Origin of the sequence: Pseudomonas wadenswilerensis (assembly GCF_900497695.1) — a bacterium.
Taxonomy (GTDB): domain Bacteria; phylum Pseudomonadota; class Gammaproteobacteria; order Pseudomonadales; family Pseudomonadaceae; genus Aquipseudomonas; species Aquipseudomonas wadenswilerensis.
Window position 1 is genome coordinate 88,411 of record NZ_UIDD01000013.1, and the last position, 19,484, is coordinate 107,894.

Consider the following 19,484-nt stretch of genomic DNA (forward strand, 5'->3'; position numbering starts at 1 on the left):
CGATCAGCCCCGGTTGCGCTGCAGGAAATCCAGCAACACCGGGAAGTAGGCTTGCGGCTCTTCGTAGAACGGCATGTGACTGCTGTTGGGGAACACGTGCAGCTCGGCCTGGTCATGCAGTGCCAGTTTCATGCGCAGGGCGCAGGCGGGGGACAGTTCGTCGTGCTGGCCGGTGGTGATCAGGACCGGCATTTGGAACTCGCGCATTTGCTCCAGGCGGTTCCAGTCCTTGAGGTTGCCGATATAGAGGAATTCGTTGGGCCCCTGCATGGTGGTGTAGGGGCCCATGTTCCAGTCGCCCAGCGAGCGTTTGACCGGCGCCGGCCACTCGTCGAGGCGGCACACGTGACGGTAGTTGAGCAGGGTGATGGCTGCCTGGTACTGGGGATGATCGAGGTTCCCCTGGGCCTCGTAGCGCTGCATCATCGCCACGGTTTCGCTGCCCAGGGCACTGCGCAGGCGTTCCAGCTCGCTGATCAGGTGCGGGATGTCGCCGACGGTGTTTTCCAGAATGAGGCTTTTCAGCGACTGCGGATGGTGGATGGCGTATTCGATCGCCAGCCAGCCGCCCCAGGAGTGCCCCAGCATATGCACGCGACCCAGGTCCAGGGCCTGGCGGACCTGCTCGACCTCGGCCACGTAGCGGGTGATGTTCCACAGGCTGTCGTCGTCGGGGCGGTCGGAGGCGCCGGTCCCCAACTGGTCGAAGGCGACCACGCGGATGCCCTTGTCCCTGAGCCAGGCATGGGCATCGCGAAGGTAGTCGCAGGGCAGGCCCGGCCCGCCGTTGAGGCACAGCAGTACCTCGTCCCCTTCGCCAAAGCTGTACACCACGAGATTGTGGCCATCGACCGATACGTTGAACTGCTGGTCAGGTTGCATCTCACGCCACATCGCTACTCTCCTGTTGGCCATGGCTTACAGCTATACCCTGCACAGGAGAGTGCGCCGCCTACAAGCTAGTATTTCTTATAGGTTTTGTCTGGCAGTCCCGCGCCGAGCCGTGGCATTCTACTCGGCGGACTTCAAGATGGAAATCCAACAGGGTATACACAGGGAGTGTAAGGAATGCAGGCCAAGCTGGCTGATCTCCATACCCGTCTGGCGTCGGACAGTAATCTGGACGAACAGATGGACAGCGTCGCCGAGCTGGCGGCGCAACTGGGCTTCGATGCCCTCGTGTACGACTACAGCCCGGTGCCGCTGGATCACCTCGGCGAATTGATCACCCCCGCCGTGGTCAGGCTGCGCCAGACCCCGAGGGATTGGCAGGACCTGTGGTGCTCCGATGGCTTCTACCAGATCGACCCGGTGCAGCAACTGGCCGTTTCCTCCATCGCGCCGTTCGCCTGGTCCTACCTGCCCAAGGGCGAGACGGTCCTGCAGCGCCTGATCGATCGCCGCCATGCGCCGGTGGTCGGTTACCTGCTCGATGCGCAACTGGCCTGCGGCGTCACCGTGCCCATCCACCTGCCGCGCGGCGGGCTGGCGACCCTGACCGGCCTGCGTCCCCAGGCCAGTCAGCGTGACCTGGACGATGCCCGGGAACACCTCGCCGACTTCAGCCTGATCGCCCATGCCTTGCAGGAGGCCGCCTATCCCCTGCTGGGCAAGGAGGCCGCCAGCCGCGCCATCCGCCTGACCCGCCGTGAGCTCGAGTGCCTGCGCTGGGCTGCCGAAGGCCTGACCGCAGCGCAGATCGCCGAGATGCTCACCCGCTCGCTGGCCACGGTCTCCCTGCACCTGACCTCGGCCATGCACAAGCTGGGGGCGAAGAACCGGGTCCAGGCGGTCGCCCGGGCGGTGCACTACCGTCTGCTCGACAATTGAGTGGTAAAAAATCCGAAAACCTAGAGAACTCTCTAGTTATGCCTCGTCGTGCGTAGCGATATTGTGTGCTTCACGATTCGCACGGAGCCGGATGAAATGGAACTCATCAAATCGCATGAAGGTTTTGCCCCGTTCGGCGACTATCAGACCTGGTACCGCGTCACGGGTGACCTGGATGGTGGTCGCACCCCGCTGGTCATCCTGCATGGCGGGCCGGGCTGCACCTACGATTATGTCGATGCCTACAAGGATGTCGCGGCCGGTGGCTACCCGGTCATCCACTATGACCAGCTGGGCAATGGCCGTTCGACCCACCTGCCGCAGATGCCGTCGTCGTTCTGGACGGTGAAGCTGTTCATGGAAGAGCTCGACAACCTGCTCGAGCACCTGGGTATCAGCGACCGCTACGCCCTGCTGGGCCAGTCCTGGGGTGGCATGCTGGCCAGCGAGCACGCGGTGCAGCGCCCGGCGGGCCTGCGTTGCCTGGTGATCGCCAACTCGCCGGCAGACATGCGCACCTGGGTCAGGGAGGCCAACCGCCTGCGCGAGAAGCTGCCCAAGGACGTGCAGGCCACACTGCTGCGCCATGAAGCCGTGGGCGACTACACCGCCGCCGACTACATTGCCGCCACCCGGGTGTTCTACGATCGTCACGTGTGCCGCCTGAACCCCTGGCCGGACGAGGTGGCCCGCACCTTCGCCCAGGTCGATGCCGACCCGACCGTGTACCACGCCATGACCGGACCCAACGAGTTCCACATCATCGGCAGCACCAAGGACTGGAGCATCGTCGACCGCCTGCCGCAGATCAACGTGCCGAGCCTGCTGATATCAGGACACTATGACGAAGCCACGCCGCTGGTGGTCAAGCCGTACTTGGACCTGATCCCGGGCATCCGCTGGGCATTGTTCGAGAACTCCAGCCACATGCCCCATGTGGAGGAGCGGGTGGCCTGCATGGGTACCGTGGTCAAGTTCCTCGACGAGAGCCTGTAGCGTTCGCGACGCGCACCATGCCAGTGTCCAGGCGGTTGGCGATCGCGCCAGCCGGCATTAAATTTGTACCGTTTGCTCGTGAACCTTGTGTTGAGGATCGCAGTCTTAGCCGAGCCATTTTTTCGGCATTACCGCTGTCATCCCATCAGAGCCGTTCGCCCCATGCGCCAAGCCGTCCGCTGCTCCCGCTTTGTCTCGCTCTGCCTCATTCCTTTGTTCCCCCTGCTTGCCAGCCCCGCCCATGCCAGCGGGGAGAGGCAACTGGTGGAGGCCATCAACGACTACCGCGCCCAGCCCCAGCGCTGCGAGAGGCGCGTGGTTCGGGGCTCGACGCCGCTGGCGTTGAAGTCGAACCTGGCGTTGCCGATCGGCTATAGCGGTGGTTTGCGGGAAAGGTTGAAGGCTGCCGGCTATCAGGCGGTGACGGTGCGAACCATCCGCCTGGTCGGCGCGCAAGATGCCGAGGAGGCCTTTGACATGCTCCAGAGCGACTACTGCGCAGCCCTGCTCGATAACCAATTTGCCGATATCGGCGTCAGTCGCGCCCGCAGCGAGTGGCGGGTGGTGCTGGCGCGCCCCTTGCTCGATGCTCAGCTTGGCGACGGGCGATCTGCGAGCAACGCGTTGCTGGCGCAGGTCAACGCAGCACGGGCGAAGCCGCGCCAGTGTGGTCGCCAGCGCTTCGCCGCAGCACGTCCGTTGACTTGGAATACTGCCTTGGGGACGGCGGCGCAGAGACACAGCCGGGCGATGGCCAACGGGAATTATTTCGCGCATCGTGCCCCCAACGGCGACTTGCCGGCAGACCGGGCGTGGGATGCCGGCTACCGTGGCCGTCAGATCGGCGAGAATATCGCCGCAGGGCAGGGCTCACCGAGCAAGGCGATGGCAGGCTGGCTGGCCAGCCCCGGGCATTGCGCCAATCTGATGAACCCGATGTTTACCCAAGTGGGCGCGGCCTATGCTGCGAACTCGCGTAGCGATGAGGGCGTGTATTGGACGATGCTGTTCGGCGCGCCTTGAGGGAGGGCGAGCCCCTTTTTATGGTGGACAATCCAAAACCTTGCGCTAGCCTGAAAGTTCTCCTCTAGGGAGGAGATCAATTGATCAAAGGAATGAACCAATCTATATACAGTTCTGAAGGAATAGAACAATGACTGATATTGACTTTTCATCGGTGAAGTCCAACGTAAATGATTCAGCATCATTGATGCCTAGTATTGCCAATAAAAAAATCCTCATGGGTTTCTGGCATAACTGGCCAGCCGGCCATAGTGATGGCTATCAAGGTGGGCAGTTTGCCAATCTGAATTTAGTGGATGTACCCAAGGACTACAACGTTGTTGCTGTAGCGTTCATGAAAGGCCAAGGTATTCCTACCTTCAAACCTTACAACCTCTCCGACGATGAGTTTCGCCGTCAGGTAGGTGTGCTGAACAGCCAGGGACGGGCTGTACTGATCTCATTGGGCGGCGCCGACGCTCACATTGAGTTGCACAAGGGGGATGAGCAGCCACTGGCGAATGAAATCATTCGCTTGGTTGAAGTCTACGGTTTTGATGGGTTGGATATCGACCTGGAGCAAAGCGCCATTGATTTTGCTGACAACAAGACGGTGCTGCCGGCGGCCTTGAAACTGGTGAAGGATCACTACAAGGGCGAAGGGAAACATTTCATCATCAGCATGGCGCCTGAGTTTCCCTACCTCAGAGTTGGCGGCAAGTACGTTGGCTACATTCAGGCCCTTGAGGGGTACTACGACTTCATCGCGCCTCAGTACTACAACCAAGGTGGCGATGGGATCTGGGTGCAGGAGGCCAACGGTGGGCAAGGTGCCTGGATTGCACAGAACAATGATCAGATGAAAGAGGATTTCCTCTACTACCTGACCGAAAGCCTGGTGACTGGCACTCGGGACTACATTGCCATCCCCGCAGATAAATTCGTCATTGGCTTACCGGCCAATAATGACGCTGCGGCCACTGGCTATGTGATCGATCCTGCTGCAGTTGTAAATGCATTCAAGCGTCTCGACGCTGCCGGCCATTCCATCAAAGGGCTGATGACCTGGTCTATCAACTGGGACGATGGCATTACCAAGGACAATGTTCCCTACAACTGGGAGTTCTACGATCGTTACTCCCCGTTGATTCACGGCGGGTCGGAGCATGGTGATCGGCCAACGGCGCCCGCGAACCTGTCCGCCAGGGACGTAACCGAGATCAGCATGACCTTGAGTTGGGGGGCTTCAAGCGGCCCTCGTCCAATCGAGACATACACGCTATACCGAAATGGGGCTGCGATAGGCCAGGTGGCAGTTTTAACGCTGAAGGACTCAGGCCTAACGCCGAACACTCAGTACAGCTACTTTGTCACGGCAACAGACTCTCAGGGTAATGAGTCGCTTCCGAGCAAGAGCCTGAGCGTTCGAACTGCTGGAGACATCCCTGATCCAGAGTTCCCCGAGTGGCAGTTGAACCATCTTTATCGCAAGGAAGATGGCGTGACGTACGAAGGTAATCATTACGTGTGCCTGCAAGAGCACACTTCAAACGCAGGCTGGACACCACCCGTCGCCTTTACCCTTTGGTCGAAGGTCGCAATCAAGCGGCGCGCTTAGAGCGCTTTGCAAAGCCCGGCTGAAATGCCGGGCTTTCATTTCCCCTCTGCCCTATACCAGGACTGCGTTTCTCGGCCTTCAATACGCAGCAAAAGAAGGTACGGCCGATGCTTCGGCCTGCATCTCCATGAGGTTTTCCTCAAGCATGTCCAGGAAGACTTTCACCCTCGCCGGCACCAGTCGGCGAGTAGGGGTTATCGACTTGGTGGTTGGCCGACGCCAATGGTGTGGTCGTGGTGCCGCGCGCGCGTGCCCAAGAGGTTGCTCAGGTGGCGCGCCAGATCGAAGCGATCGAAGCGGATATCCGCGCCTTGATCAGCCAGGGCCGCACTCTCAGACAAGCCCGTGAAGAGCTGGGTTATCACACCCTGCAACGCAAGGCATAAGCATTGTTCTGCTGACCCGCGCTAAACGAAGGCGGCAAGTGAGGCGTTCAGCTAACTGAACGTGGCACTTGCCGTTTTTTGTGCGTCCGGCGCCAGCGCCGATGTGCCCAAAAGCTGCGCCAGCAGGCATAGCTGTTATGCCCACATTGTTTAGCAGGGGTTGCTACGCCGCTCTAAGATAGGCACGCGCTATGCGCCTTTCCCTCTATACACCCTGTCGACGGTCAAAGCGGCAGAGGTTTCCTTCGCCGGCCATGCCTGCGAATCGATCGATTTGTTGAAGGTTTACCGTGCACGCTGAAGCTCGTCTTCCCGGAGCCTCGGGCATTTTTTGCCTGGGCATGCTGCAGATTCTGATCTGGGGCGGTTCGTTCTTTCTACTGGCGGTCATGGGTGACCCGATCATGCGCGACACCGGCTGGGGCAGTCAGTGGGTCTATGGCGCATTGTCGTTGAGCCTGATGATCTCGGCGCTGCTAGCGCCCATCTCGAGCCGTCTGGTGGCACGTTATGGCGGCCGCGTGCAATTGGCCTGCAGTGGCCTGATCGTCGCGCTGGGGTTGTTGATCGTTGCCGTCAGCGAAACCCTGCCAGTGTTCCTGCTGGCCTGGGCCGTGATAGGTATCGGCATGGCGGCGGGGCTCTATGAAGCCCTGTTCTCCACCCTTGGCGCGCTGTACGCGGAACGCGCTGGCAGGGCCATCATCGGCATCACGTTGATCTCGGGTTTCGCCACGACCCTGGCCTGGCCGCTGGTTGCATTGGCCATCGAGCACGTGGGCTGGCGTGCCACTTGCGTGGCTTATGCGCTGCTGTTGGTACTGGCGACACCGCTCTATCTGAAGGTGTTGCCAAGGGGTGGCAGGCTGCGCCAAGTCAAAGGCACCACAGAGCAAAGCAGCCAGCCGGTTGACCGGCATCTGTACGTGCTGTTGATCTGGATCTTCGCGTTGGGCGCGATCATCATGACGGCGATCTCGGTGCAACTGGTGGCGGTGCTGCAGGGCCTTGGCTACTCGTTGGCGGCGGCGATTGCGCTGTCGTCGCTGCTCGGCCCCAGCCAGGTAGCTTCGCGTGTTTTGCAAATGATCGCAGGTAAGCGGCATCCGATCTGGACTGCGCTGGTGTCGGCGGTGCTGGTCGCCCTCGGGATGCTGATGGTGGCCTTTGCGCCTGGCGCTACGGCAGTCGGCTTGCTGCTGTACGGCCTTGGCAACGGATTACGGGCGATCGTCCGGGGCTTGCTGCCGCTGGTGTTGATGCCGGCTTCGCAGTATGTGGCGCTGATGGGCAAGATGTCGCGCCCGTCGCTGATCGGCCAAGCGCTGACGCCCCTGGCCGGTGGCTATTTGATGCAGCACTTTGGCGCTACAGGTGTGCTCGTCACGCTGTGCAGCTTGGCGGTGATCAACGTGGTTCTGGTAGGCCTGGTATTGAGGTCTTTGCAACGTTCCCGCGCTTGGCCGGGCTGAGCAAAAACAGAGCAAATCACGATGAGCGATAACGCGTCTTGAGCAGCACGCGCGCACCTGCCACGGCGCAACAGCCATACCCATCGAGCATAGCCTACGAAATGAGAGCCGTGCAGTATCCTATGCTCAACCTCGGTCTTCCGTAAATTTTGCGTAAAAGCAGGCATAAGTGCCCGCTTCGCAGGAGCATGGGTCAGATCTTCAGCCCGGGAGTTGAATGGCCGCCTACGGCCCGCCAAAGACTGTTATCTAACTCGCGCTCTCATTATTGGGCGCATCAAATGTCCGCTTCTGGCCGATAGCAGCCGCTGGAGGTTGGAGCTGATTTGACTGTTCCGCAGCAGGGAATGGGCTCCCCAATTGGTTGAATCCTATACTGCCTTGATCAGATAGCAGGGGGCAGGGGCAATGGGATGCCAAAGCCGTGGTCAGTGACACGGGCACCTGGTGCGACCCCCATATTCCCGCGTATCCTGTTGCCGAGTTATTCCGTGGACAACAGTGTGGTCTGTGCCGATGGTTCGGAGACGGCAGTCGATGCGGTGATCTGGTGCACCAGATTTAAACCGGCTTTAGGGCACCTAGCCAGCCTTCGGATGATTACCGAGGAAGGGCGAGTGGCCGTCGAGGGGGCTCGCGCTGTGAACGAACACAGACTATGGCTGGTGGGCTATGGCGAGTGGGCGGGTTCGGTGTCGGCGATTTTGGTAGGGGTTACCCGTAGAGCCCGCAGTACTGTCGCTGAGATTGAGCAATTGCTTGTAAAGGCGGAGGTACGAGAGCTTCCGCCTGATGGTCGCTGGTCAGCTTGGCTGCTGTGTGGTGTCGCCGTGCCTGGGCAAGGCGATTGAGATGAGAGCGGCAGCCAATACAAAACCGCTCGATACCCACAAGCAAGCCTCCAGGCCATAAGTTTGGAACACCCAGCCGGAAAGCAGGGTGCCGAGCAGTCGTCCCAGAGCGTTGGACATGTAGTAGAAGCCCACGTCCAGTGAGACCCCGTCTTCCTTGGCATAGCTAACGATCAGGTAGCTGTGCAGCGATGAATTCACGGCAAACAGCACGCCGAACAGCATCAGCCCACCAAGCAATACCACCTGACCCGACCAGCCTGCGCTCAGCCCCAGAGCAATGAGTGCGGGCAGTCCGGCCAGCGCGATAGCCCAGGTGAAGGATGCTCGGCCGTCTGGCACATGGCCACGCTGCTTGCCGGTGATGCTGGGGGCAAAAGACTGCACGATGCCATAGCCGATGATCCAGGCGGCAAGAAAGCCACCGACCAGCCAGAAGTCCCAGCCAAATACGCTGCTCAGGTACACCGGCAGCGCTACGACGAACCAGACGTCACGGGCACCGAAGAGAAACAGGCGTGCGGCCGAGAGAGTGTTGATTGCCCGGCTCTTGGACAGTATGTCGCGGAATTTCGGTTTGGCTTTGGCCTTGCCCAGGTCCTTTTTCAGCAGCAGCAAGCTGCCTATCCAGATCAATGCCAGCGCCGCCGCCATCGCCAGTACCGCCATGGTGAAGCCGAGCAGCGCAAGCAGCGCACCGCCAAGGAAAAAGCCCACCCCTTTGAGCGCGTTTTTCGAGCCTGTGAGGATGGCCACCCACTTGTAGAGGGTACCTTGCTGGCTATCCGGAACCAGGAGCTTGATCGAGCTCTTGGCACTCATCTTGTTGAGGTCCTTGGCGATGCCGGACAACGCTTGGGCTCCCATCACCCAAGGTACCGTCAGCCAGGCCGCCGGTACCGTGAGCATCAGCAAGGCCAGGACCTGCATGCCCAGGCCGATGTTCATGGTGCGATTGAGACCCAGGCGGGCGCCGAGGTAGCCGCCCACCAGGTTGGTGATCACGCCGAAAATTTCGTAAAACAGGAACAGCGCTGCGATCTGCAGCGGCGTGTAGCCAAGTGTATGGAAGTGCAAAACCACCAACATGCGCAACGCGCCGTCGGTGAGGGTGAAGGCCCAGTAATTGCCGGTAACCAGCAGGTACTGACGCACTTCCGTAGACAGGGCTGACAACGCCTTCATGATCGCCGTTTACTCCGCCGTGCCGACCAGTCGGGCCAGCTCCGCTGCACGATTGGCGTAGCCCCACTCGTTGTCGTACCAGGCGTAGATCTTCACCTGGGTGCCGTTGACCACCAGGGTCGACAGCGCATCGATGATCGAAGACCGCGGATCGGTGCGGTAGTCGATGGACACCAGTGGGCGTTCTTCGTAACCCAGGATGTCCTTCAGCGGGCCTTCGGCAGCCGCCTTCAGCAGCAAGTTGACCTCTTCAGCCGTGGTTTCACGCGCCACCTCGAACACGCAGTCGGTCAGCGAGGCGTTGGCCAGCGGTACGCGCACGGCGTGACCATTCAGCTTGCCGCGCAGTTCGGGGAAGATCTCGGCGATCGCTGTGGCCGAACCGGTGGTGGTCGGGATCAGGCTCATGCCTGAGGCACGGGCGCGGCGCAGGTCCTTGTGCGGGGTATCGAGGATGCTCTGGGTATTGGTCAGGTCGTGGATGGTGGTGATCGAGCCGTGGCGGATGCCCAGGTTCTCGTGAATCACTTTGACCACCGGAGCCAGGCAGTTGGTGGTGCAGGAAGCGGCGGTGACAATGCGGTGCTGGGCCGGGTCGAACAGGTGCTGGTTTACGCCCATCACCACGTTCAGTGCGCCTTTTTCCTTCACCGGGGCACAGACCACCACGCGTTTGACGCCCTGATCCAGGTAGGCCTGGAGCACGGCTACCGACTTCATCTTGCCGCTGGCCTCGATGACCAGGTCGCAGCCCGACCAGTCGGTGTCGGCGATGGTCTTGTTCGCTGTGACCTTGATGTGTTTGCCATCGATCACCACCGAGTCGCCTTCTGCACCTGCTTCGCGGTGCCAGCGTCCGTGGATCGAGTCGAAGTTGATCAGGTGGGCGTGGGTCTCAGCGTCCCCGGCCGGGTCATTGATCTGTACGAATTCGAATTCCGGCCAGTCCCAGGACGCGCGCAGCGCCAAGCGACCGATACGTCCAAACCCATTGATGCCTACTTTGATTGCCATTTTCTTGTTCTCGAGTCGCGGTTCGCGAGCGGTCAGAGGGTACTGGTGAACTGATTGATGTAGCTGACGTGTGCAGGGTTTTGAATCGCTCGCGGGCGCAGGGCCTGAACCTGAGCGATGGCCTCGTGCACAGGGATACCGCACTCGATCATCAGGCGGGCTGCGAACAAGCCGGTACGGCCCGAGCCACCCTTGCAGTGAATAGCGATCGATTTGCCAGCCATCACCAGCTCTTTTAGGCGCTCCCGATGGGTTTCCCAGGCGGCAGCAAAGGGCTCGCCGGGAGCCTGATCATCCTCCACCGGCAGGTGGAACCATTCAAGGCCCAGCAGCTGGCATTCCTCAGGCAGTAGATCGACCTCGTTCTGCAACAGCTCTTCATCCGGCATCAGGGTTACCAGTGCGCTCGCGCCGGCATCGCGCAGTGTTGCCAGAGCCTGGGAGACCGGCGTGTCCTTGGTACCAGGGCACGGGGTGAAGATCAGTTGGCCGATCAACTGTGGAGTAGTCAGCACGGAATACGGGTGCAGTTGCATGCTCAAAAGCCTCAGATGGAGCGTTGATTGACGCGCTTCGATAGTTCTTCAGCCGACTCTTTGCGTTCGGAGTAGCGATCGACCATATAGTCGGCGCGATCACGCAGAAGCAGGGTGAATTTCACCAGCTCCTCCATCACGTCGACGACACGGTCGTAGTACGCAGAGGGCTTCATGCGGCCCGTCTCGTCGAACTCCAGATAGGCCTTCGGCACTGACGACTGGTTAGGGATGGTGAACATGCGCATCCAGCGGCCAAGCACGCGTAGTTGGTTGACCACGTTGAATGACTGCGAGCCACCGCAGACCTGCATCACCGGGAGGGTTTTGCCCTGCGTCGGCCGCACTGCACCCATGCTCAGCGGAATCCAGTTGATCTGCGACTTGAACACGCCGGTCATCGCACCGTGGCGTTCTGGTGAACACCAGACCATGCCTTCCGACCAGAGCACCAGGTCGCGCAGCTCTTTGACCATGGGGTGGTCGTCGGGTACGTCATCCGGCAGCGGCAGGCCCGACGGATTGAAGATCCGCGTCTCGGCACCGAAGTGCTCCAGCAGGCGGGCTGCTTCCTCGGTCAGAAGGCGGCTGAAAGAGCGCTCTCGGGTCGATCCATACAGCAGCAGGATGCGCGGTTTGTGAGTGGACTGCTGCTCGATAGCCAGCTTTTCGGAAGACGGCAGATCGATCAGATCACTGTCGATGTTGGGGATATGGTGTTCGGTCATGATTTCACTCCTGGGACAAGGCACCAGATGGCTGATCGAACCAGCGACGCTTGAGCCACAAGGCAACGCCGACCAGGGAGATCAGTACCGGTACTTCCACCAAAGGCCCGATGACGGTGGCAAATGCTACCGGCGAGGCAAGGCCAAAAGTGGCAATGGCCACGGCAATGGCCAGTTCGAAGTTGTTACTGGCAGCGGTAAATGCCAGCGCGGTGGTGCGTGGGTAGTCGGCCTCCAGCAGCTTGCCCATCCAGAAGCTGATGAAGAACATCACCACGAAGTAGATGGTTAGCGGGATGGCTATGCGCAGCACATCCAGAGGCAGTTGCAGCACCATGTCGCCTTTCAGGCTGAACATAGCGACGATGGTCAGCAGCAACGCCACGAGCGTCAGCGGGCTGATCTTCGGAATGAAGCGCTCCTCGTACCACGCGGAGCCCTTACGGCTGATCAGGATCTTGCGGGTCAGGAAGCCAGCCAGGAATGGGATACCCAGATAGATCAGTACCGATTGGGCAATTTCGATGAAGCTGGTTTCGATGATGCTACCTTCCAGCCCGAACAGCGGCGGCAGAAGGCCCAGGAAGATCCAGGCATACACGCTGAAGAACAGAATTTGGAAGATGCTGTTGAAGGCGACCAAGCCCGCAACGTACTGGTTGTTGCCGCCTGCAATCTGGTTCCACACCAGCACCATGGCGATGCAGCGTGCCAAGCCGATGAGGATTAGGCCGGTCATGTACTCGGGCTTGTCGGAGAGGAATACGACAGCCAACCCGAACATCAGCACCGGGCCAATCACCCAATTCTGAATCAGCGACAAGGCGAGGATGCGCTTGTCTTTGAAGACCTGTGGTAGCTCCTCGTATTTCACCTTCGCCAATGGCGGGTACATCATGACGATCAGGCCAATGGCAATGGGGATGTTTGTCGAGCCAACCGACAGGCTGTTCAGCCATGCAGGCAGTCCCTGGAAGAGACTGCCGAGGCCAATGCCAAGGCCCATGGCCAAAAAGATCCAGACCGTTAGGTAGCGATCGAGGAATGAAAGGCGGCTCTTGCTCATGGTGAATCTCCCTTAACGTCAGAGCGTTCCGATGCGTGCCAGCTCGGCCTTGAGCTGGGCGGCATCCAGTTGTTCGAAAGGCAATGCGAGAAATGCCGTAATGCGGCGCTTGATGTGTTCAAGCGTGGCGTCGAGTCGATGGCGAGGTGCTCAAGGGCGGCATAGGTTCGCGGGTCGACTTCGCCAGGCTGAGTACCTGCGCTGAAAGCCTCGAAGCGCACAGGGTCTGTGTGTCGGAGCAATGCTTCGGCGAGTTGGGAGCGAGCAGCGTTGGCGGTGCAAACAAACAGGACGCGGATCTTGCCAGTCATCACTAGATACTCTGCGTGTATATGGTTTTCCAAATATACGATTTTCCAAATGTATCGCAAGCTTGCGATGATGGGTGGCTTTACATGTGCGTCTTCATGCACATATATTGCTCTCATGACGACTCCTGACAATCTCCGCGCCCAAGCCATCGATGCTGCCATTGAGTCGCTGGATGAAGCCTTCTTCAAAGCCCTCTGCGAACCCTCTAGGGTCGCGGTGTTCAAGCGCGTGCTTCAGTTAGGGAGGGCGGATGTCGGCGAAATCGCCAAAGCTTTGCCGCAGGAGCGCTCTGTGATCTCAAGGCACTTACAGGTGCTGCACGACGCTCACATCGTGAAAGCCACCAAAGTGGGCAGACAGGTTTTCTATGAAGTGAATGGCGGGGCGATCGTCGAGCGTTTGGAGGGCCTCCTCCAGCGAACCAAGGGTCTGGTTTCGCTGTGCTGCCCGTAGCGTGGCTTTTTTCTCCTGATATATGCATGAGTGTGCACATATGAATGAATTGAGTCGTACTTTGGATGTGGTTGTCATCGGTGGTGGGCAAGCAGGTTTGGCGACTGGCTGGCACTTGCAGCAGCGCGGCTTGGAATTCCTCATCTTGGATGAGCAGGCATCTCCTGGCGGGAACTGGCGGAACTACTACGACAGCCTGCAGCTGTTCTCCCCGGCGGAATACTCGGCGTTGCCAGGGCTGCCGTTTCCTGGTGACCCCAAGAGCTATCCGCTACGAGACGAGGTGGTGCAGTACCTGGAAGCCTATGCTGCCGAGTTTCGACTGCCTTTTCAGGGCGGCATCCGAGTGGTGGGCGTAGCGCAGAAGGAAAAGGTGTTTGAGGTTCGCTGCGACACCGGAGCGATCCTCACCGCACGTTCTGTGGTCGTAGCATCGGGAGGATTTAGCCGGCCGTTCACGCCCAGCGTTCCTGGGTTAGAGGGCTTCTCAGGGACATGTCTGCATAGCTCAGCATATCGAACGCCAGAGCCCTTTACTGGCCAGCGCGTCGTAGTGGTTGGAGCCGCGAACTCAGCTGTCCAGATCGCTTATGAGCTTGCAGGCGTCGCCGAGGTAGTGCTGGCAACCCGCGAGAAAATCCGTTTCTTCCCGCAGCGAATCCTCGGACTCGATTTTCATACCTGGCTGAAATTCACCAAGCTGGAGCAAACACGATGGTTGAGTGACCAGAGCACGCCCGTGCTCGATACCGGTAAGTACCGGAAGGCTCTCAACGCCGGTCTATTCCAGCGCAGGGCCATGTTCCAGCAAGTGCTACCCGATTCTGTTGTCTGGCCGGACAGAAGCACTACTCAGGTCGATGCGCTGATTTTTGCGACGGGCTTCCAGCCAAACCTAGATTTCCTGACGGGCCTCCCGGTCGCAGACCGGAGTGGGCGTGTGCTGCAGCATAACGGTGTGGCCAGCCAGGTGCCAGGCCTGTACTTCGTGGGCTTGCCTAAACAAAGGAACTTCGCTTCGGCAACACTCAGGGGCGTGGGTGCAGACGCCAGTTACCTGATGCCCCGATTGCTTAGTCACCTGAGCAAGGGCCGCTCGCCTCACCTGTCAGCGTCGCCCCGCCAGATCTGAACTCTGGCTGGGCGACGGCGAGACGTATTGCAACGTGCCCCTAGAGCTGCCGCCATGTCGTACACCTCAACCCGGTTTGGCCGGCGGGACCTGCTTAAAGCCGGCGCTTTGATTGCTGGCGGTGTCTGGGTCAACATCAGCGAGCGGGCAGCAGTTCCCAAACGAATTGAATTCCTCGAAGCGTTGCCACTGACTGCCGTGGGCAAGATATTCAAGCCCGCTTTGCAGCAGCGGGAAATTGGGGTACTGGAGAGGGCAAACGTGAAGACCACGCGATCCTGTATCCGGTCAGAATCTGCTGCCCCCAATCCAAGAGCTGACACTCACACCGGCAAGCGATCAAGGACTTGCTCTACGGCGTTAGTTGTACTGATATTTCTAATGTAACTGCATCCAGATCGACCTCCAGCGGGTAGTACAGGTAGTAGCCATCGCGCTGCTGAGCTGATTATCCTTCTGGAGAGGCTTACATGAACGCCATACGATTCCTCTGCATGACCAGTACTACGCTCGCTGTCACCTGTTTGTCACTCATGATCCCTGCGGCCTATGGACAGGCAAATCTGCCCGACAGCATCAAGGTTCCGGACGGCCACAAGACCGTACTGGAAGCCGTAGGCGTGGGCGAAATCACTTATGAATGCCGCGACAAAGCCAACGCCGCCGGCCAGACCGAATGGGTGTTTGTCGGGCCCAAGGCGGTGCTCAATGATCGTAGCGGCAAACAGATCGGCACCTACTTTGGACCGCCTGCCACCTGGCAAGCCAATGACGGCTCCAAAGTCACCGGGACGCAACTGTCTGTTGCCCCTTCAAGCACCGGTGACCTCCCTTATCAGTTGGTCAAGGCCAACCCAGCTGAAGGCAAAGGCGCGATGAACGGTGTCAGCTATATCCAGCGGGTGGCCGTCAAAGGCGGCGTAGCCCCCAGTAGCGAATGCTCCGCCGCAAACAAGGGCAAACAAGAGATGGTCAAATATCAGGCTGACTATATTTTCTGGACAGCCAATTAAGCCAGCGATTCAGAGCAGCCTGACAGCGCACAAAGTCGTCTACGCTGCTCTGATCGAACTCCAGCTATACGGCTGGGGGCTACCCCTTGCTGACGGCGGAAAAATTGTCCTTGCCCGAGCCCGGTTTTGACTATGAATCCTGCCTGATTGCCTGCGCCAGAGGCGACCAGCAGGCACTACGGGATTTATATGAGCAGGAAAGTCCTCGGCTTTTGGGTGTCGCCAGGCGCATTGCGCGTGACAACGTTCTGGCCGAAGACATCGTGCACGATGCCTTTATCAGGATCTGGACCCGTGCCGCCAGTTTCAACCCGGCAAGAGGCTCAGCACGTGGCTGGATTTTCAGCGTGACGCGGCACCTGGCGCTTAATTTCATGCGTAATGGCGCCAGGGAAGTACAGGTCAGTGAGCAGAGCGAAACGGCGTTGCACGCTTCAGCCTCCATGGAGGCATCGCTAGAGACTGCGCAAACCTTCGATTATCACGGCCATTCAGGGCGCATTTATACCTGCCTTGAGCAACTGGAGCCGGCGCAGCGCACCTGCATACTTCATGCGTATGTCGACGGCTATTCGCATGCACAAATCGCACAGAAACTGGGTACACCACTGGGGACGGTCAAAGCCTGGATCAAACGCAGTCTGGTGGCATTGCGGGAGTGCATGGGATGACCGAGACCCCTCAAGATGAAAGCCCGGACGACATCGACGCGCTGGCCAGTGAGTATGTTCTGGGCACGCTGCAGGCCGAGCAGCGCATCGAAGTACAAAAGCGTCTGGCCCAAGACACTGAACTACGATCCGCTGTAGATGCTTGGGAGCAGCGCTTATACCCGTTGACTGAACTGGTTGAAGCGCAATCGCCTACGCCACGCCTCTGGGAGCGTATCGAGCGCAGCGTGAACAGCATTGAGCGACAAGCACCACGAGCAACGGCCGCCGCACAGCCGAACTCATGGTGGAACCGTCTTGCACTATGGCGTGGGCTGGCGGCGACAGGTCTTGTCGCATCGCTGTTGCTCGCAACCGCACTCCTGACCCAAACCGCTCAGATGAAACCGATCACCTACCTGGTCGTTCTGGTGGCGCCACAAAATCAGACGCCCGGCTGGGTGATTCAGGCGAGCAGTCCACGGGAAATCCAACTGATACCTTTGGGGGGCACGCAAGTCCCTGCCGACAAAGCACTTGAGTTCTGGACCAAAGCCGACGACTGGCAAGGACCGGTATCTCTTGGATTGGTCACACCTGGACAAACACTTTCTGTCCCTCTAGATAAACTGCCACCGCTGGAGCCCAACCAGCTCTTTGAACTGACGCTGGAAAGTCCCACTGGATCGAAGACTGGCAAACCCACAGGACCGGTGCAATTCATCGGCCGTGCCGTGAAAGTAATCTGATGGTCCCTCCAGGCTTGGTTGTAGTTGTCTGCTCCGGGTCCAAGCTGGATGAAACGTTAGAGCGAGATTGATAGTCATAACTGCAACCTAAATCGCGCTCCTACTCTAATTTCAGGCCCTGTTGGCAAACTGGATGCTGGTAGGTTTCATGCAACGCTTTCTGCTGTGACAAAGGCAGGGAGGTTCACCAGGCGACCGGCTGATGGTCCCATGCCCAGAAAGTGCCGCTGTGAGCTGGCCCGTGCCGAGCGATTAGTTCGAGGATGCACTGCGCGGCAAACGCAGGCGCGAACAGTTTGTCTGGCGGTACATTGGCCTGGAACGGTTGAGAAAGGCGGGTAGCCGTCGTGCCGGGGTGTAGCGCCAGCACCGTCGACGCGGGGTTCAGCCGCTTCAGTTCGATACTGGCGGTGCGCAACAGTTGGTTGAGCGCCGCCTTGCTGGCCCGGTAGCTGTACCAGCCACCCAGACGGTTGTCGCTGATTGAGCCGACTCTCGCCGAAAGCGCGGCGAAGGTCGTAGGCTGATGCAGCAGCAGCGGGAAGAGGTGTTTAAGCAGTAAGATGGGGGCAAAGCTGTTGGTGACGAAACTGGCCTGCAGGCTTGCTAAGTCTAACTGCGCAAGTTTTTTTTCCGCCCGTGCTGGAGCGTCGTGCAGCACGCCCAGTGTGCTGATCACTAGATGCAAACACTCGCAAGTTGCGCCGATATGACGAGTCAGTTTCTCCAGCGACTTTTCGTAGCGGGCGTCGCAATTGATGCGTATCAAACGCCGGCCATGTTGCCGGGCCAACGCCTCCAGACCCGCGCTGTGGTTAGCCTGACGCGAGACAGCAAACACCTGCCTAACGTCATCACGCGCTAGCAATTGTGAGCAAAGCGCAAGACCGATGCCTTCGCTGGCGCCGCAGACAAGAGTGTTTGCTGCCACAGCTAGATTGGTGATCAGCGTCATATTGCTCTCCCGGCAAGATGTTGCCGCGGTATTAACCCCCGGGTCATACGAAATTGATCATCACCTTCGATATTTGTACTCAAAACTGTACATTAAAATATACTTGTACAGTATTTTCTCTTCCCGGTGTCCCGCACATGGCAAGCAGAACCTCAGCACTCAGCCTATTCGCCTTGGCCTTTCTTATGACGATCACACAGCCTGCATTGTCAGACTGGAGGCCTTCGCTTTCAGAGGCGCGCGTGGTCGGCAGCGGCGAATTCACCTGGTTCGGCCTGCGTCTTTACACCGCCCGCCTGTGGAGCGCCGGTGCTGCATGGAGCTGGAATGAGCCGTTCGCCCTCGAGCTGATCTACCACCGGGCATTGACCCGGGAAACGTTGGTGCAGGCCAGCATTGATGAAATGCAGCGCCTAGCTGACCGTCCAATGGCGAGGGAAACCGTGAAGCGATGGTCAAAAGCGATGCAGGAAGCGTTTGTGGATGTGCGCCCGGGCATGCGCATCACCGGTCTGTACCTACCGGGGCAAGGTTGCCGATTCTATGTCGATGGCCAACTCAGCCTTGAAGTGACCGACCCGGCCTTCGCCCGTGCTTTCTTCGCCATTTGGGTTGATCCGCGGGCCCGTGATCCACAATTGCGCCAGCGCCTGCTCGGGCTGGCCGGGAGCGACCGAGGAGACTGAAATATGTACAAAGTGCTTCTGTTGATCGGCTGCTTGCTACTAGGTAGTTGCGGAAACGTCGGCGTTGAGCGCTACGCTGGGGAGCATCCACGCCTCAACCTGGTGGAGTTTTTCTCGCGGCCGGTGCAGGCCTGGGGCATGTTCCAAAAGCGCTCGGGGGAGGTAGTCAAGCGCTTCCATGTGCGTATCGACAGCCGCCGCGAGGGCGAACGACTGATCCTCGACGAGCATTTTCTGTACAGCGACGGTACGCGCCAGCAGAGAACCTGGACCCTAACCCCGGACGGCCCCAGTCGCTGGCGCGGCACCGCTGGTGACGTGATTGGCGAGGCCATCGGTGAAGTAGCGGGTAATACGTTGCGCTGGCGCTACCGCCTGGACCTGCCTGTTGATGGGCGGAACTGGGAGGTGGACCTGGATGACTGGATGTACCTGATGGACGATGACACCCTCCTAAACCGCTCGAGCATGAGCAAACTCGGTGTGGAGATTGGGCAGATAACCTTGTTCTTCCGCCGCTTGCCGGAGGGCACACCATGAACCTGAAGCAGCTGATCAAGTCGGCGAGCGCTCGCGATATCAATGAGCTTGAAGTTCTGTTACTTGAAGGGGGCTTTAACGTGTTGCGCGTGTTGACCGACACTGGGCCCTATTCCTTGTGCGACGCGAACGGCGAAGTTTTTCGCCTGCGCTCGACCACCGAGCTGCGGCAATTTCTGGCCGATGTGCCTCCAGTGCCGTGCATGCTGGTGCAGTATTTGGTGCACGAGGAAATATGCGGCCAGCGCGGCGGTCCTGTTGCCCCGCTGCGGGTGCCGTTTACGCTAACCAGCCAGTGGTAGCGCAGGGG

At 59.3% G+C, this 19,484-nt stretch carries 20 protein-coding genes and 3 pseudogenes; 15 read left to right on the forward strand and 8 right to left on the reverse strand.

Annotated elements, in window-relative coordinates; translation table 11 throughout:
- Positions 1 to 3 precede the first annotated feature (3 nt).
- Positions 4 to 894: a proline iminopeptidase-family hydrolase gene (locus CCOS864_RS27760; RefSeq protein WP_115089596.1), complete on the reverse strand. Its 891-nt coding sequence runs from the start codon at positions 892 to 894 to the stop codon at positions 4 to 6.
- A 174-nt stretch (positions 895 to 1,068) separates the two neighbouring features.
- On the opposite strand from CCOS864_RS27760, the gene CCOS864_RS27765 reads away from it, so the two are divergent.
- The 6 genes and pseudogenes from CCOS864_RS27765 (at position 1,069) to CCOS864_RS27790 (ending at position 7,304) form a co-directional block, all read left to right on the forward strand.
- Positions 1,069 to 1,830 (forward strand): LuxR family transcriptional regulator, encoded by a 762-nt coding sequence (locus CCOS864_RS27765; RefSeq protein WP_115089597.1) that lies wholly within the window; start codon positions 1,069 to 1,071, stop codon positions 1,828 to 1,830.
- A gap of 96 nt (positions 1,831 to 1,926) precedes the next feature.
- The gene (locus tag CCOS864_RS27770; protein WP_115089598.1) at positions 1,927 to 2,826 is read left to right on the forward strand and encodes a proline iminopeptidase-family hydrolase; all 900 of its coding nucleotides are present in this window, start codon (positions 1,927 to 1,929) and stop codon (positions 2,824 to 2,826) included.
- Positions 2,827 to 2,988: 162 nt separating this feature from the next.
- Positions 2,989 to 3,849 (forward strand): CAP domain-containing protein, encoded by an 861-nt coding sequence (locus CCOS864_RS27775; protein ID WP_115089599.1) that lies wholly within the window; start codon positions 2,989 to 2,991, stop codon positions 3,847 to 3,849.
- 130 nt (positions 3,850 to 3,979) lie between these two features.
- A complete protein-coding gene (locus CCOS864_RS27780; protein ID WP_115089600.1) occupies positions 3,980 to 5,446 on the forward strand; it encodes a glycosyl hydrolase family 18 protein in 1,467 nt (488 codons plus the stop codon).
- Between the two features lie 209 nt (positions 5,447 to 5,655).
- A pseudogene (locus CCOS864_RS27785) lies at positions 5,656 to 5,832 on the forward strand (RraA family protein); the annotation flags it as partial.
- 341 nt (positions 5,833 to 6,173) lie between these two features.
- Positions 6,174 to 7,304 (forward strand): MFS transporter, encoded by a 1,131-nt coding sequence (locus CCOS864_RS27790; RefSeq protein WP_115089601.1) that lies wholly within the window; start codon positions 6,174 to 6,176, stop codon positions 7,302 to 7,304.
- Positions 7,305 to 8,107: 803 nt separating this feature from the next.
- Here CCOS864_RS27790 and arsJ read toward each other — a convergent pair.
- The 6 genes and pseudogenes from arsJ to CCOS864_RS28635 form a co-directional block, all read right to left on the reverse strand.
- Complete coding sequence (gene arsJ / locus CCOS864_RS27800) at positions 8,108 to 9,340, reverse strand: organoarsenical effux MFS transporter ArsJ (protein WP_115089602.1); 1,233 nt, start codon at positions 9,338 to 9,340, stop codon at positions 8,108 to 8,110.
- Positions 9,341 to 9,349: 9 nt separating this feature from the next.
- Positions 9,350 to 10,354 carry an ArsJ-associated glyceraldehyde-3-phosphate dehydrogenase gene (locus CCOS864_RS27805; RefSeq protein WP_115089603.1) on the reverse strand — a complete coding sequence of 335 codons (1,005 nt, stop codon included), beginning with the start codon at positions 10,352 to 10,354 and terminating at the stop codon, positions 9,350 to 9,352.
- Between the two features lie 32 nt (positions 10,355 to 10,386).
- On the reverse strand, positions 10,387 to 10,890 hold the full coding sequence (locus tag CCOS864_RS27810) for a cyclin-dependent kinase inhibitor 3 family protein (protein WP_115089604.1): 504 nt from the start codon (positions 10,888 to 10,890) through the stop codon (positions 10,387 to 10,389).
- Positions 10,891 to 10,901: 11 nt separating this feature from the next.
- Positions 10,902 to 11,618 (reverse strand): arsenical resistance protein ArsH, encoded by a 717-nt coding sequence (arsH, locus tag CCOS864_RS27815; protein ID WP_115089605.1) that lies wholly within the window; start codon positions 11,616 to 11,618, stop codon positions 10,902 to 10,904.
- A 4-nt stretch (positions 11,619 to 11,622) separates the two neighbouring features.
- Entirely contained in the window at positions 11,623 to 12,684 is a 1,062-nt protein-coding gene (gene arsB / locus CCOS864_RS27820; RefSeq protein WP_075046325.1) for an ACR3 family arsenite efflux transporter, read from the reverse strand.
- A 128-nt stretch (positions 12,685 to 12,812) separates the two neighbouring features.
- Positions 12,813 to 12,995: pseudogene (locus tag CCOS864_RS28635) on the reverse strand (arsenate reductase/protein-tyrosine-phosphatase family protein); the annotation flags it as partial.
- Between the two features lie 115 nt (positions 12,996 to 13,110).
- Here CCOS864_RS28635 and CCOS864_RS27830 point away from each other — a divergent pair.
- The 6 genes and pseudogenes from CCOS864_RS27830 to CCOS864_RS27855 all read left to right on the forward strand — a co-directional run bounded on the left by CCOS864_RS27830 (position 13,111) and on the right by CCOS864_RS27855 (position 16,993).
- A complete protein-coding gene (locus CCOS864_RS27830; RefSeq protein WP_115089606.1) occupies positions 13,111 to 13,449 on the forward strand; it encodes an ArsR/SmtB family transcription factor in 339 nt (112 codons plus the stop codon).
- A 40-nt stretch (positions 13,450 to 13,489) separates the two neighbouring features.
- Entirely contained in the window at positions 13,490 to 14,581 is a 1,092-nt protein-coding gene (locus CCOS864_RS27835) for a flavin-containing monooxygenase (protein WP_115089607.1), read from the forward strand.
- Positions 14,582 to 14,710: 129 nt separating this feature from the next.
- Positions 14,711 to 14,848 (forward strand): annotated as a pseudogene (locus CCOS864_RS28895) (hypothetical protein); the annotation flags it as partial.
- A gap of 203 nt (positions 14,849 to 15,051) precedes the next feature.
- Entirely contained in the window at positions 15,052 to 15,594 is a 543-nt protein-coding gene (locus tag CCOS864_RS27845; protein ID WP_115089609.1) for a DUF3455 domain-containing protein, read from the forward strand.
- A gap of 110 nt (positions 15,595 to 15,704) precedes the next feature.
- The gene (locus CCOS864_RS27850) at positions 15,705 to 16,265 is read left to right on the forward strand and encodes a sigma-70 family RNA polymerase sigma factor (protein WP_115089628.1); all 561 of its coding nucleotides are present in this window, start codon (positions 15,705 to 15,707) and stop codon (positions 16,263 to 16,265) included.
- On the forward strand, positions 16,262 to 16,993 hold the full coding sequence (locus CCOS864_RS27855) for an anti-sigma factor (protein ID WP_115089610.1): 732 nt from the start codon (positions 16,262 to 16,264) through the stop codon (positions 16,991 to 16,993). The genes CCOS864_RS27850 and CCOS864_RS27855 overlap by 4 nt, the downstream gene beginning before the upstream one ends.
- Before the next feature lie 184 nt (positions 16,994 to 17,177).
- On the opposite strand, the gene CCOS864_RS27860 is transcribed toward CCOS864_RS27855, so the two are convergent.
- Positions 17,178 to 17,948, reverse strand: a complete 771-nt coding sequence (locus CCOS864_RS27860; protein WP_115089611.1) for an SDR family NAD(P)-dependent oxidoreductase — start codon at positions 17,946 to 17,948, stop codon at positions 17,178 to 17,180.
- 137 nt (positions 17,949 to 18,085) lie between these two features.
- On the opposite strand from CCOS864_RS27860, the gene CCOS864_RS27865 reads away from it, so the two are divergent.
- Genes CCOS864_RS27865 through CCOS864_RS27875 form a run of 3 tightly spaced genes read left to right on the forward strand, consistent with a single transcriptional unit; the run spans position 18,086 to position 19,476 of the window.
- On the forward strand, positions 18,086 to 18,634 hold the full coding sequence (locus CCOS864_RS27865) for a chalcone isomerase family protein (RefSeq protein WP_115089612.1): 549 nt from the start codon (positions 18,086 to 18,088) through the stop codon (positions 18,632 to 18,634).
- Positions 18,635 to 18,637: 3 nt separating this feature from the next.
- Positions 18,638 to 19,174, forward strand: coding sequence for a DUF3833 domain-containing protein (locus tag CCOS864_RS27870; protein ID WP_115089613.1), 537 nt, complete (start codon positions 18,638 to 18,640; stop codon positions 19,172 to 19,174).
- Positions 19,171 to 19,476, forward strand: a complete 306-nt coding sequence (locus CCOS864_RS27875; RefSeq protein WP_115089614.1) for a DUF6482 family protein — start codon at positions 19,171 to 19,173, stop codon at positions 19,474 to 19,476. The genes CCOS864_RS27870 and CCOS864_RS27875 overlap by 4 nt, the downstream gene beginning before the upstream one ends.
- The last annotated feature ends 8 nt before the right edge of the window (positions 19,477 to 19,484 follow it).